General features: G+C 68.4%; 9 protein-coding genes. 4 read left to right on the top strand and 5 right to left on the bottom strand.

All coding sequences use genetic code 11. The features are described 5' to 3' along the window. Positions 1 to 153 precede the first annotated feature (153 nt). From TSO5_RS22545 to TSO5_RS22530, 4 genes are all read right to left on the bottom strand, one after another. Complete coding sequence (locus TSO5_RS22545; protein WP_109153726.1) at positions 154 to 1,338, bottom strand: acetate/propionate family kinase; 1,185 nt, start codon at positions 1,336 to 1,338, stop codon at positions 154 to 156. A 14-nt stretch (positions 1,339 to 1,352) separates the two neighbouring features. Further along, positions 1,353 to 2,741 carry a bifunctional enoyl-CoA hydratase/phosphate acetyltransferase gene (locus TSO5_RS22540; RefSeq protein ID WP_109153733.1) on the bottom strand — a complete coding sequence of 463 codons (1,389 nt, stop codon included), beginning with the start codon at positions 2,739 to 2,741 and terminating at the stop codon, positions 1,353 to 1,355. Positions 2,742 to 3,328: 587 nt separating this feature from the next. Next, positions 3,329 to 5,605: an ATP-binding protein gene (locus tag TSO5_RS22535; RefSeq protein WP_109153725.1), complete on the bottom strand. Its 2,277-nt coding sequence runs from the start codon at positions 5,603 to 5,605 to the stop codon at positions 3,329 to 3,331. A gap of 301 nt (positions 5,606 to 5,906) precedes the next feature. Further along, the gene (locus TSO5_RS22530; protein ID WP_109153732.1) at positions 5,907 to 7,349 is read right to left on the bottom strand and encodes a hybrid sensor histidine kinase/response regulator; all 1,443 of its coding nucleotides are present in this window, start codon (positions 7,347 to 7,349) and stop codon (positions 5,907 to 5,909) included. A 260-nt stretch (positions 7,350 to 7,609) separates the two neighbouring features. Between TSO5_RS22530 and TSO5_RS22525 the strand changes: the two genes are divergently transcribed. The 3 genes from TSO5_RS22525 (at position 7,610) to TSO5_RS22515 (ending at position 10,671) form a co-directional block, all read left to right on the top strand. Continuing rightward, a complete protein-coding gene (locus TSO5_RS22525) occupies positions 7,610 to 9,220 on the top strand; it encodes a PAS domain-containing sensor histidine kinase (RefSeq protein ID WP_247870900.1) in 1,611 nt (536 codons plus the stop codon). Between the two features lie 115 nt (positions 9,221 to 9,335). Further along, positions 9,336 to 9,827, top strand: a complete 492-nt coding sequence (locus tag TSO5_RS22520) for an MmcB family DNA repair protein (RefSeq protein ID WP_109153724.1) — start codon at positions 9,336 to 9,338, stop codon at positions 9,825 to 9,827. Between the two features lie 88 nt (positions 9,828 to 9,915). Next, positions 9,916 to 10,671 (top strand): response regulator, encoded by a 756-nt coding sequence (locus tag TSO5_RS22515; RefSeq protein WP_109153730.1) that lies wholly within the window; start codon positions 9,916 to 9,918, stop codon positions 10,669 to 10,671. A 35-nt stretch (positions 10,672 to 10,706) separates the two neighbouring features. On the opposite strand, the gene TSO5_RS22510 is transcribed toward TSO5_RS22515, so the two are convergent. Next, positions 10,707 to 11,957, bottom strand: a complete 1,251-nt coding sequence (locus TSO5_RS22510) for a D-alanyl-D-alanine carboxypeptidase family protein (RefSeq protein ID WP_109153723.1) — start codon at positions 11,955 to 11,957, stop codon at positions 10,707 to 10,709. 478 nt (positions 11,958 to 12,435) lie between these two features. Here TSO5_RS22510 and TSO5_RS22505 point away from each other — a divergent pair, with 478 nt between their 5' ends. Next, the gene (locus TSO5_RS22505) at positions 12,436 to 13,143 is read left to right on the top strand and encodes a hypothetical protein (protein WP_109153722.1); all 708 of its coding nucleotides are present in this window, start codon (positions 12,436 to 12,438) and stop codon (positions 13,141 to 13,143) included.

Raw genomic sequence — 13,143 nt, 5'->3', positions numbered from 1 at the left:
AATGGGAGGCAATGCCACACTCACCATGAAAACAACATGGTTGCTCCCCCGCTTCGCGGGAGAGGGGGTAGGAGCTTTGCAGACGTACAGCGGCAGTCCCCTCTCCCGCGTTAGCGGGGGAGGGTTAGGGAGGGGGCCGCGATGCTACACCCTTCACCGCCCCGTCAGCACCTTGCGGGTGTGCAGCGCGATCATCCGTTCCTCGTCGGTCGGGATGACATAGACCGGCAAACGGCTGCCGGCGGTCGAGATTTTCGTCGCATTGGCTTCGTTGGCCGCCGCGTCGATCTCCACTCCCATCCAGGCCAGCTTGTCGCCGACCCGCGCCCGCACCGGGGCGGAGCGTTCGCCGATGCCGGCGGTGAACACCACGGCGTCCACCCCGCCCATCGACGCGGCGAGCGCGCCGGTCTCCTTGGCGATGCGGAAGCAGAACAGCTCCACCGCCTCCTGCGCATGCGGGTCGCTGCTTTCCAGCAGGGCGCGCATGTCGTTGGAGATGCCCGACACGCCGAGCAGGCCGGACTTGTTGTAGAGCAGTTTCTCGATGGCCCCGGCGTCCATGCCCTTGCGCATCAGGTAGATCAGCACGCCGGGGTCGATGGTGCCGCAGCGGGTGCCCATCGGCAGGCCATCCAGGGCGGTGAAGCCCATGGTGCTGTCGACGCTACGCCCGCCATGGATGGCGCACATGCTGGCGCCGCTGCCGAGATGGGCGACGACCACCCGCGAATCGCCCAGATCCGGCGCGATTTCCGGCAGGCGGCGGGAGATGTACTCGTAGGACAGGCCGTGGAAGCCGTAACGGCGCACGCCCTCCTCCGTCAGTTCCCGCGGAATGGCGAAGGTCTGCGCCTGCCAGGGCTGGTTGCGGTGAAAGGCGGTGTCGAAGCAGGCGACCTGCGGCAGCTCCGGATGCGCCTCGGCCAGCGCGCGGATGGCGGCGAGGTTGTGCGGCTGGTGCAGCGGAGCCAGCGGCACCAGACCGTCCAGTTCATCCAGCACGGCGGAGGTCAGCAGCACCGGGGTGGCGTGGCGGATGCCGCCATGCACCACCCGGTGGCCGGCGGCGATCAGGGTCGCCCCCTCCAGCCGTTCCTCGATCCAGTCGAGCAGGTAGGACAGCAGCGCCGTACGGTCGCTGGGCTCCCCCGCCCCCCAGATCTTTTCGGCGAGCGGGCGGCGCTGGGCGTCCTTGGCCTCGAACACCGGCTGGGTGCCGATGCCCGAGATCTGGCCGTTGACGGTGACCACCGGATCCCCGCCGCCATGATCCCGGAACACCGAGAATTTCAGGCTGGAGGAGCCGGCATTGATGACGAGGATCGCGTTGGACATGGCGTCGGGCTTTCTCACTCGGCCGCGGCGGTGGCACCACGGCGGCGGGCGGCGGCCGACAGGACGGCCACGGCGCAGGACGCCAGACGGGTGCGCACATTGTCGGCGCGGCTGGTCAGGATGATCGGCACGCGGGCGCCCAGCACGATGCCGGCGGCGTCCGCATGGGCCAGGAAGGACAGCTGCTTGGCCAGCATGTTGCCGGCCTCCAGGTCGGGGACCAGCAGGATGTCGGCCTGCCCGGCCACCTCAGACTTGATGCCCTTGGTGATGGCGGCCTCGCGGCTGATGGCGTTGTCGAAGGCCAGCGGGCCGTCGAGGATGCCGCCGGTGATCTGGCCACGGTCGGCCATCTTGCACAGCGCGGCGGCTTCCAGCGTCGAGGCGATCTTGGTGTTGATGGTCTCGACCGCCGACAGGATGGCGACGCGCGGCACCTCGACGCCCAGCACCTTGGCGAGGTCGATGGCGTTCTGCACGATGCTGACCTTGTCCTCCAGCGTCGGGTAGATGTTGATCGCCGCATCGGTGATCAGCAGCGGACGCGGATAGGTCGGGACGTTCATCACGAAGACGTGGCTGAGCCGGCGGCCGGTACGCAGCCCGGTCTCCTTGCGCACCACCTCGCCCATCAGTTCGTCGGTGTGCAGGCTGCCCTTCATCACCGCCTCGCACTCGCCGGTGCGGGCCAGCCGCACGCCGGTCTCGGCAGAGGCATGGCTATGGGCGACGTCGACGATGCGGTAGCGCGAGATGTCCAGGCCGTACGTCTCGGCGACGGAGCGGATCTTGGCTTCCGGACCGACCAGAACCGGGTCGATCAGGTTGGCCTCCGCCGCCTCGACGGCGCCGCGCAGCGAGCTTTCGTCACAGGGGTGGACGACGGCGGTCGGCACCGGCGGCAGCGACTCGCACTTCTTCAGCATCAACTCGTGACCGTCATGGCGGATCACCTGCACCTGCGGCAGTTCCGCGGCGGCGCGGCGCACCTTCTCGGTCGGGGCGATCACCTCGGCGATGCCGGTCGCCACGGTCTTGCCGTCCTGGTTGGCGGCGAGGCAGTCGAAGACGACCGTCTTGCGCACCGCATCCTTGGACTTGGCAGTGACCGTCACGGTGACGATGTCGCCCAGCAGGACCGGACGCTCGAACCGCAGATCCTGGCCGACATAAACGGTGCCGGGGCCGGGCAGCAGGGTGCCGAGAACGGCGGAGATCAGCGAGCCCGACCACATGCCATGCCCGACCACCTTGTGGTCGACGGCGTAATCCTCGTCGACATGGGACGGGTTGAGGTCGCCGGACACCGTCGCGAACAGCTCGATGTCGGACATGGTCAGGCGGCGCGACAGGCTGGCCTGCTGGCCGATGTGGATTTCCTCGAACGTGACGTTTTCGATCATGGGGCTGCCGTTCTTGCCGGTCGGAACGAGGCCGCTGCGACCCGCCGGGGCGGCGGAGAGGGCGGCGATGGCGGTGTCCATACTAGAATGCTCCTGAAAAGGATCGCGGCGCCCGACCAACGGACCCCGCCCCGAGGCGGCGGATGCCCGAATGCCGGTGACCGGAACGGATGCCCCGTTGGACCGGGGCATCCGTCGCGGCGGCAGGCCGTATCCTCCCAAGCCCGGTTCACGCTGCCATCGGCGCCCTTCGGGGGCATGCCATGGCGACGGGCCGGACTCCGTCTTGTTGGGTTCCGTCGAAGCGGAACCTTCGCCCTCCAAGGATTATCCAAGGAGTGTGCTTGTGCGAAAGCAATAGCCCCTATGGCGAGGGAGCCCAATGACCTACATCAATAAAGTCGCCAAGCTATTGTTGCAGCTGGGTTACTGGGATCGTTTCGGTGCAGTGAGCAGCCGCAGCATAACCGAAACTTGCGCGGACGCGGACGAGAAAAGCGGACCCGCCGGCAGAACTGCCACCATTGCGCGCTGCGGTATGGAGGAACCGGGACAGGAGGTCCAGGACAGAAGGCGGGGGCGGCTGCTCACTCCGCCGCGGCGCTGCAATGGCAGCGCTGCTCGACCAGCGGCACGCTGACGGCGAAGACGGTGCCGCGTCCCACCTGCGACCGCACGGTGACGGGATGGTCGAGCATCTGGGACATGCGGCGGACGATGGACAACCCCAGCCCCAGTCCCCGGCCGCTGTCGCGCTGGTCGGTGCCGCAGCGGTAGAAATCCTCGAAGATCGCCGCCATTTCCGCCTCGGCGATGCCGGGGCCGGTGTCCCACACCTCGATGGAAAGGCGGAACCCGCCATCGGCGTCGGACCGGCGCCGGCAGCCCAGCAGGATCCGTCCCTCCGTGGTGTAGCGCAGGGCGTTGACCAGCAGGTTGCGGACCATCCGCTCCAGCAGGATCGGGTCGCTCTGCACCCGGGCGGAACAGTCGACGGTCCGCAGCTGGAGCCCGCGGTCGATCGCCTGATCGCCGATCTCGACCGACAGCCGGGCGAGGATGTCCTGGACATCGAATTCCCCGACCCGCGGCTTGACGTTGCCGACCTCCAGCGCGGAGGTGTCGAGCAGGGTGGACAGCAGCGTGTTGCCGGCGGTCAGCGCCTCCCCCAGCTTGTTCGCCACCTCCACCTGCTGGGGATCGTCCAGCTTGCTCATCAGGATGTGGTGGAACAGGCTCATCGCCTGGAAAGGCTGGCGGAGATCGTGGCTGGCGGCGGCCAGGAAGCGGCTCTTCGCCTGATTGGCCCGCTCCGCATCGGCATGGGCGCGGGACAGCGCCTCCCGGATCTCGACCGATTCCGTCATGTCGATGGCGGCGCAGACGACGCCGGCCACCGCCCCGGTTTCGTCGCGCATCGGCTCCACCGACAGGTCGAGCACCCGCCGGCTGCCGCCATAGGTCACCTCCAGCTCGCACCGGGTGCCGATGCCGCTTTCGATCACGGACCGCTTGATGGCCGACATCCGCACCGCCTCGTCCGCCGGGAACAACTCGGCATCGGTCCGGCCGATCATCCGCTCCGGATGCAGGTCGGTGCGCGGGCAATAGATCCACAGATGCCTCAGGTTACAGTCCTGGCTGAACAGCGTGACCTTGGAATAGCGCAGCGCCAGCCGGAAGCGTTCCTCGCTCTCGCGCAGGGCGCGGGCCATGGCGGCACGGGCACGCGCCTCGGTCCGCAGCAGGCGCTTGGTGCGCGCTTCCCGCAGGACATAGGCCGCAACGCCCGCGGTCAGGAGAATCCCGCCGATCAGCATGGTCCAGGCCAACCGGTCGTCCGCGCTGAACAGTCGCGCCGCGTCCGGCAGCACATAGAGCCGCCACACCCGCCCGGCAAAGGCGATGTCGCGGACGATGGCATGCGGCGCCTCGTCTCCCGTCAGTTGCTCGACGGTGAGGGGATCGACCGGCGGATGGGGCAGCTCTCCGGGACGGCCGATCGCCCCTTCGGCGGCCAGCATCCGTGGCGCGCCCATATCCGGCCGGACCGGCGGCTCCAGAAGATAGACGTCGCCGATGGAAAGGCCGACCCGGCGCACCGCATCCCGCAGCAACTGCCCGATGTCGAAACTGGTCCACAGGAAACCGGTGAGCAGATCGCAGACGATGGGCTCGACCAGCCGGCCCGGATCGTCTTCGACTTCGCGGGTATAGACCGGCAGGTAGAGCAGCACGGAATTCTCGCCCAAATTCGCCCGTAACGGCTCGCCTTCGGCCGCGACCAGACGATTGGCGGCACAGGACCGCACCAGCACGTCGCGCTGGCCGGGAAGACTGGCCATGTCGAGGCCGATCAGTCCGGCCGCGGATTGTGGTTCGGCCAGCACGTTGACGAACCGGTCCGCGGCCATCCCGGTGGTGTCGTATTCGGGACGGCTTCCGTATTCCGGACCGCTTCCCCCATCGGCATTGCGAACCGCGAACGAGGTGTAGCCGGCCGAGTGCATCGCCCGCTCAAGCAGCGGCACGTTCCGTTCGGAAATCCGCCGCGCCCAGGCGACCGCCCGCAGATTGGGATAAAGCGGCAGCAGCGGTTCGGCCGCCGATGCGAAGCTCGCATCCGTCACCGGGGCGGGGCCGGCCAACGGACCGCTGAGCGCACGCAGCAGCACGCTCTGATGTTCGAAGCTCGCCTTCAGCTCGTCGTGGAGCTGGATCGCCTGACGGTCGGCCAGGGCATGTTCGGCTTGGCTCGTCGCGCTGCGGACCAGCAGAAAGGCCGAAAGCGACAGGAACAGCCCGGCGATGATGATCACCGGCAGCGCTGCCGTCCTTCCCCCCGCCATATATCGCCGGTTCATCCGAACGCCCCCCAACCCATCCGTTCGAACAGTCGCTGCTCAAACCGGATCATAGCGAAGCAAAATCATAAATGGGTATGTTTAAGTTCACCATCAAACCAAAGGAAGAGTTCACTCCGCCGATAGGAGGATGAGATTGAGCTTGCCTTGCGAATAAACGTCGCAACCTTGTTGCATTTCGCCGCATCCCCCACCTCTGTTTCAGGAATGTCATTGCACCGCAGCAGGGGCCGAAAGATGCGACACTATATATTCGACACGCTTTCCCGAAAGGCTCGATTTCCAAACTTGATCTTTGTTATCAAAGGGGATCATGTCCGAGCAGGCGGACGACGGCGGCACGCAGGGCGAGCGGCGCGACCGGCTTGTGCAGCAGAGGGTATCCGGACAACCGCGCCTCGCGCAGGCGCTTGGGATCGGTATCGCCGGTCAGGATCATGCCGGGCACGGGACGGTCGAACAGCTTGGCGATCTGCCGGATGGCGACGATGCCATTGGCCGCTCCCTTCAGCCGCAGGTCGGAGATGACGAGGTCGAAGGGTTCCGGGACCGGACCGATCCGTTCGACGGCCATGTCGTAGGACTCCGCCCCGACGACGCTGCACCCCCATTGCCCCAGCAGCGCCTCCAGCGCGGCCAGCACCATGAGGTCGTCCTCGATCACCAGGATGCGGGTGCGGCTGATGTCGGCGGTGCTGCTGTCCGGCGCCGGGGCCGCGACGGCCTCCTCCCGGCCGGAGGTATCGGTCGCGTCGGCGCCCGTTTCGACCGACAGGGGAACCACGACGGCGATGACGGTGCCTCGCCCGTCCTCGGCGCAGACTTCCAGCCCAAGGCCGAGCTTCCGCGCAAGGCCGCGCACCAGGGTCAAGTCCAGCCCCAGCGTTCCCGCCCCTTCACCGGCCGGCTTCGCCAGTTCCGCCCGCAGGGAGGCCAGACGTTGCGGCGACAGGCCACGGCCGCTGTCCCACAGCTCGATGCGCAGACGGTCGCCGCGCGTGCGGCAGCCCAGCAGCACGCGGCCCCGGATCGTCCCGCGCAGGGCATTGGCAACCAGGCCATGCAGCAGACGTTCGAGCAAAGCGGAATCGGTCCGCACCATGGCGGAACAGGGCATCACGGTGAAGCGCAGCCCACGGTCGGCAAAGCGCGGCGCCACCTCCAGCGCGAGGCGCATCAGCACGCCGTTGACCGCGTGGGTGCGGATGTCCGGCTCGGTGAGGCCGCTTTCCAGACGGACAAGGTCGAAATGGCCGTCGACCATGCTGCGCATCGATTCCACTGCCTGGGCCATCGAGCGCAGCAGGTCGCGATCCTCCCGGCCATCAAGCCTGCCGCCCAGCCTGCCATCGAGCGTGCCGATCAGCAGGGACAGCGCCGCCAGGGGCTGGCGCAGGTCATGGCTCGCGGCGGCGAAAAGGCGCCCGGCGGGATCATCCATCGGCGTGGCCACAGCCGTGCGAGCGCTCGAGGACGGAGGCGAACCGTGGAACCGCCACACCGCGCCGCCGCCGGCAAGCGGCAGGACCGTGTGCTTCGGCATTACGCCCGTTGGCATCAAGCCCGTTTCCGCGCCGGAGGAGAGGTGGGCGCACAGTTCCTCGGCCGACAGACCGGCGATCAGGCGGCCGGCGAGCGCGGGCAGGTCCGCTGCCGCGGGCGTCCAATCGACCAGCAGTCCGTTGGCTCCGAACACCAGAATGGCCGGCACAGCACCGCCGGCGTCGTCTTGGCTGCCGTTCACGGTCACACCTGCATCCCATGCCTCATGCTCCGATAGGACTCAACACTATGGAAGGCGCGGCCCGTTGCAAAGCCCGCCATTCGGCAGACTTCGCGCGAAGATCATAACGGTATCCTCAATCAAACCTTTCGTTGCTTTTTCGACAAATCCACAAAACTGATTCAACAATCAGCCTCCCATGTTACAATTCGACAAATATTCGATGACCTTCCAAGCCGGGCCTTCAGTGTTTTTTAGGAATGGCCCGCAATGATGGCGGAATGGATTGCGACGCGCAGACTTGTGCCGATGGTGGGCACGACAGGGCCGAGGCCGGGAAATTCCCGTCGATCGATCCGCTGCTGTTCGCCATGCTGCAACTACCGGACGCCGTTGCCCTCTTCAAAGCGCACACCGATTGCACCGGCGCGCTGACGGACCTGGAATGGCAGTCGGCCAACCCGGCGGCGGAGCGGCTGCTGGGCGTCGTTCCGCTGACCGGCAAGCGGCTGCGCGGGGATGGCACCGATGCCGCCTGCCCCGGACTGTTCGCCGCATTGGCCGATGCCCTGCATGGCCCGGTGGAGCGCACCGTCGCCGCCCGGCGCGGGACGACGCCGGTGCGCTGGCGGGTTGCGGCCGGACCGGCCCCCGGCGGCCTGTGCGCCATCCTGACCGATCTCGGCCCCGAGAACCCGTCCGTGGCCGAGGCGCTGGCCGAAAGCCTGACCGCGGCGCTGGAACACAGCGCCGAGAGCTTCGCCCTGTTCGATCACGCGGACCGTCTGGTCCACGCCAACGGCCGGCTGAAGAAGGACCTGCCCGCCCTGGCCGACCGGCTGATTCCCGGCGTGCCGTTCGAGGAGTTGGCCCGTGGCTTCGCCCTGGCCGATCCGCGCCTGACCACCGACGAGGAGCGTGCGGTCTGGATGACGGCGCGGCTGGAGCGCCATCGCCGCCAGGAGCCGCCGGTGGTGGTGCCGCTGCCCGACGGGCGCTGGCTGCTCAGCCGCGAACATGCGGTGCCGGGCGGCGTGCTGGTCCATTACACCGACGTCACCACGCTGAAGCTGAACGAGGAGCGGCTGCGCATCCGCGAGACGGAGGCACGCGCCGCCCGTGCGGAAGCGGAAAGCGCCAGCCGCGCCAAGAGCGCCTTCCTGGCCCAGATGAGCCACGAGCTGCGCACGCCGCTGAATGCGGTGCTGGGCTTCTCGGAAATGCTGCTGTCGGAGCCGTTCGGGCCGCTCGGCAATCCGCGCTACCGCAGCTATGCCGGCGACATCCGCGATGCCGGCACCCACCTGCTGGCGCTGATCGACGACATTCTGGAGCTGTCGCGCCTGGACAGCGGCGGGATGCCGCTGGCGGAGGACGGGGTGGATCTGGACACGCTGTCGCTGCGGGTCGTTTCCGCCCTGCAGGAGGCGGCGGCGGAAGGCGACGTCCGCATGCGCCGTGAGGTGCCGCCCGGCCTGCCGTTGCTGCGGGGCGACGCCCAGGCGCTGATCCAGATGCTGACCAACCTGCTGTCGAACGCCGTCACCCACACCCGTCCCGGCGGCGAAGTGGTGTTGACGGTGAATCTCATGCCCGACGGCGGGCTCGGGCTGATGGTGGCGGACACCGGCGTCGGCATCCCGACCGCCGACCTTCCGCACATCCTCCACCCCTTCGAGCCGTCGGACTCCACCATCGCCCGCAACTCCCGTGGGACCGGGCTGGGGCTGCCGATCGTCAAGCGGCTGGTTGAGATGCATGGCGGACGGCTGGAGCTGACCAGCCAGCCGGGGGTCGGTACCGCGGCGGTGCTGGTCTTCCCCGCCGAGCGCAGCCTGCCGCGCGACCGCTGCCGTCCGGCCCCCCTGCCCCCGGTCGTTCTGCCAAGCTGACTGGGACGGCCTGATCGCGACCAGCCATACTTTTGCCCCTTGGCGGCGACGCGGCGACCGGTCATTGTGGAGCCATGTTCCCCACCCGTTCCTATTTCGATGGTGGCACCGCGCCATGAGCGACGATTTTGCCGTTCCGGTATCCGACAGCGACTCCGGCCTCCCGGCCGGGGGTGCTCCGCCGATCTTCCGTGGTGTGCGGCGGGCGCTGGCGTTGCGCGGCTATGCGACCCTGACCGAATTTCGGCTGGCGAGCGGCCGGCGGGCCGACGTGCTGGCCATCGACGAAGCCGGCAGCATTCTGATCGTCGAAGTGAAGAGCGGCGTTCCCGATTTCCGCTCCGATCAGAAATGGCAGGAGTATCGCGACTGGTGCGACGCCTTCTATTTTGCCGTCGACGACGGGTTCCCGACCGAACTGATCCCGGAGGATTGCGGGCTGATGGTTGCCGACGCCTATGGCGCGGAGGTCCTGCGCGAGGCGCCGATCGCCAAGCTGGCCGCCGCCCGCCGCAAGACCCTGCTGCTGCGCGCCGCGATGACCGGCGCCGGGCGCCTGCACCGGATCGAGGATCCGATGTTCACCCAGGCCTCGCCCACGGTGTGATCCCGCCGCTCCCCTGACCTTACCGGTGCGCCACGGCGCGAAACCGGGTAGAGTGGGCGATCATATCAACCAGGGAGAGCGGATCGGCATGACGGCGGACCGGACGGGCGAAGCACAGCCCTTGCAGATCCTGCTGGCGGAGGACGAGACGGTCACCCGCCTTGCCGCCCGCGTCCTGCTGGAACGTGCCGGCCATCGGGTGGTGGCGGTGGAGGATGGCCCGACCGCCGTCGCGGCGGCTGCGCAGGGCGGCTTCGACCTGATCCTGATGGATCTGGACCTGCCCGGCCTGCCCGGCGACGAGGCGGTCCGCGCGATCCGCCGGCAGCCGAACGGCGCCGCCCCGCGCATTCTCATGCTGACCGCCAGCGCCACCGCGCAAGGGCGCGACCGCTGTGCCGATTGCGGCGCCGACGGCATGCTGACCAAGCCGCTGCGGCTGGACGCCTTGTCCTCCAAGCCGGGAGACGGGTCGCAAGCCGCACCGCCGGCTACCGAGCCGGCCTTCGACGAGGGGGCGATCAGAACGATGCGGGAGATGTTGCCCGCCGCCCGCGCCGCCGAACTGCTCGACCGGACGGCTGCGGTTCTGGACCAGCATGGGCAGGCGCTGACCGCGGCGCTGAAGGCGGGGGACCGGGCAACGGCCGGGGCGATGGCCCACAAGATCGCCGGCGTGTCGGGCCAATATGGCTGTCTGGCCCTGCGTCGGGCGGCCCGTGCCCTGGAAGCGGGCCTGGAGCAGCCGGGCGCCGATCAGGCGCAGTTGGCCGAGGAACTGGCCGGCACGCTGGCGCCGGCCATCGGGTTCCTGAAGCGGAGCGCCGCCGCGGCGCGGGACTGAGCCCGGCCGTCCGCGGCTGCCCGCCGCTGCCGTCGTCAGCCCCGCTCGCCCGGCGACACGGCGACGCAGTGGTGGCCGTGCTTGGTCAGAACGGCGCAGGCCTTGCGGGCGTCCTTCTCGTCCAGTCCGGTCAGGCGGGCACGGTAGACGGTCTCCTTGCCGGTCTTCGCCTGCACGACGCTGGGCTTGGCCGTTCGCAGCAGGAACGGCGCCTGCTTGACGGCCTGGCTCACCGCCTTGTTGCCGGCCGCCTTGCTGGAGAAGGCGCCGACCTGGACGCCCCAGTGCGAAGAGGCGCTGCCGCGGCTCGCCTTCTCTTCCTTCGGAGCCGCGACCGGGATCGCCGCCGTCTGCAGGGAGGCGCGAACCGGCTTGGCCTTCACCACCGGCTCTTCATCGTCATCCCCCTCGCCGTCGATGGCGTCGGAGCGCGTGGTGTCGAGGCTCGCCACCACCGGCGCGTCCTCGTTGCCCCGGCTGGGCCGGCCGAAGGCCTGATCGAGCAGGGCCGCCATCTTGTTGTCGCGCGATACCGCCGACTTGCCGCCCAGCACAACGCCGACCAGACGCCGCCCGTCCCGCACCGCCGAGGCGGCGAGGTTGAAGCCGGACGCGACGGTATAGCCGGTCTTGATTCCGTCCATCCCTTCGTAGCGGGACATCAGGTGATTGTGGTTGGCCAGGGTGCGGCCGCCATATGCGAAGTTGCGGCGGCTGAAATAGGGGTAGTACTTGGCATGGTCGCGCATCAGCGCGCGGGACAGCATCGCGTAGTCGCGGGCGGTCGTCACCTGCTCCATGTTCGGCAGGCCGGAGGCGTTGCGGTAGACGGTGTGGCGCATGCCGATTTCACGGGCCTTGCGGGTCATCATCTCGGCAAAGCGCGACTCGGTGCCGCCCAGCGCCTCCGCCAGCACCACCGCGGCGTCGTTGGCCGACTTGGTGACGAGGCCGAGGATCGCCGTCTCCACCTTCAGGGTCTGGCCGGCGCGCAGGCCCAGCTTGGTCGGCGACATGCTCTCCGCCCAGGACGAGACCGGCAACTGCTGGTCGAGGGTCAGGCGACCGTCGTCCAGCGCGTCGAAGGTCAGGTACAGGGTCATCATCTTGGTCAGGGACGCCGGATAGGTGATCGCATCGGCATCCTGATCGATCAGCACCTGCCCGGTGCGGGCATCGACGACGATGGCCGCGGCCTTTGCCGCCAGCGCCTCGGCGGCGGACAGGCCGGACCCGGCGGCCACCATGCCCAGCAGCGCGGCGGCCGCGAACAAATGGCGACCCACACCCGCCGAACTCCGCCCCCCGTTCGTGTCCGCCGCGCGAAAGGCGAACGGAAACAATCCGTTACGAACGGTGCTGCGCGTTACACTCATGATGGCCCCGCCAACCGCTAGATCCTGGTGCTTGGTTCAATGGTAAATTCGTGCGAAATCAGTGTCTAGCATGAATTCGTTAATTTACTGCTTTGGCTTTTCGCAGTTTCTGTGGCCAAAATTGCGGGTCCTGCATGACGAGGGAAAGGAACGGCGGACACGGCACAGCGGAAGGGTTACGGCAGGGGGCAGACGGGTTACCGGCGCCATCCGACAGGCCGAAGCCCGCCATCCGGGGCTTGCCGCAGCGCCCTTTCTTCTCCACCTACCAGGGGCCGCAGACGCGAGGCAAGCGACAATGAGTCGTGGTCATCAAAGAACCGTTCCGGCCACTCTTTTCCGCCATGGCCTGGCCCGGCGTTTCGCGCGGGGGGCGATGGCGGCGGCCATGGCCGCCTCCCTGCTGGCGCTCGCCGGCTGCGGCTCGGTGGGACCGACCGACAATCCGCTGGCGCGTAAGCTGACCTGGTTCAGCTATCTCAACGGCGACGATCTGCGGTCGCGCTGCGGCAAGGACGGTGCCGACCGCTTCCGCCTGATCTTCAACGCCGACTATAATCGGCACGTGCGCACCTATGACGTCGTCGGCGATCCCGACCGCGGCGGCGCCGCGGTGGAGGCGCATGTGATCGAGGCGACCGACCTCGCCCGCATGACGCTGACCGACCCGTTCTCCGCGGCGCGCGGCCGCACGGCGACCCTGCAGCTGACCGCGGCGCAATATGACAACTTCATCGGCCGCCTGCGCGACGACGGGGCGTTCGACCCGCCTCCCCAGGGGCTGCGGCTGCCGTCCAACGGTTTCTATTGGCTGATCAACGGCTGCCGTGCCGGGCAGTGGTTCTTCACCGCCTTTCCCTACCCGTCCAGCCGCTTCACCGACGCCCGTTTCCCCGAGCTTCTGCGCGGACTCGACCCGACCGGCGTCGCCTTCCCCGGCCTGCCGGACCCCGACGACGCGCCACGCACCCTGCCCTCCTCCGGCCAACTGGCCGACGGCGGGGTGTTCTTCGAGATTCAGGTCGGACGGGATGGGTTGGTTGGCCCGACCGCCCCCTTCGGGGCGCTGCTGCTGAGCGCCCTTCCGGGGAACTGA

Source organism: Azospirillum sp. TSO5, from assembly GCF_003116065.1.
Classification (GTDB): domain Bacteria; phylum Pseudomonadota; class Alphaproteobacteria; order Azospirillales; family Azospirillaceae; genus Azospirillum.
Note: the sequence above shows the minus strand (reverse complement) of the source record. Positions and strands in the feature narration are given on the sequence as shown.

What these genes read in the sequence shown, in the direction of transcription:
- TSO5_RS22545 (WP_109153726.1), bottom strand. Translation starts at nt 1,338, where the DNA reads ATGTCCAACGCGATCCTCGTCATCAATGCCGGCTCCTCCAGCCTGAAA.
- TSO5_RS22540 (WP_109153733.1), bottom strand. Translation starts at nt 2,741, where the DNA reads ATGATCGAAAACGTCACGTTCGAGGAAATCCACATCGGCCAGCAGGCC.
- TSO5_RS22535 (WP_109153725.1), bottom strand. Translation starts at nt 5,605, where the DNA reads ATGAACCGGCGATATATGGCGGGGGGAAGGACGGCAGCGCTGCCGGTG.
- TSO5_RS22525 (WP_247870900.1), top strand. Translation starts at nt 7,610, where the DNA reads ATGGATTGCGACGCGCAGACTTGTGCCGATGGTGGGCACGACAGGGCC.
- TSO5_RS22520 (WP_109153724.1), top strand. Translation starts at nt 9,336, where the DNA reads ATGAGCGACGATTTTGCCGTTCCGGTATCCGACAGCGACTCCGGCCTC.
- TSO5_RS22515 (WP_109153730.1), top strand. Translation starts at nt 9,916, where the DNA reads ATGACGGCGGACCGGACGGGCGAAGCACAGCCCTTGCAGATCCTGCTG.
- TSO5_RS22505 (WP_109153722.1), top strand. Translation starts at nt 12,436, where the DNA reads ATGGCCGCCTCCCTGCTGGCGCTCGCCGGCTGCGGCTCGGTGGGACCG.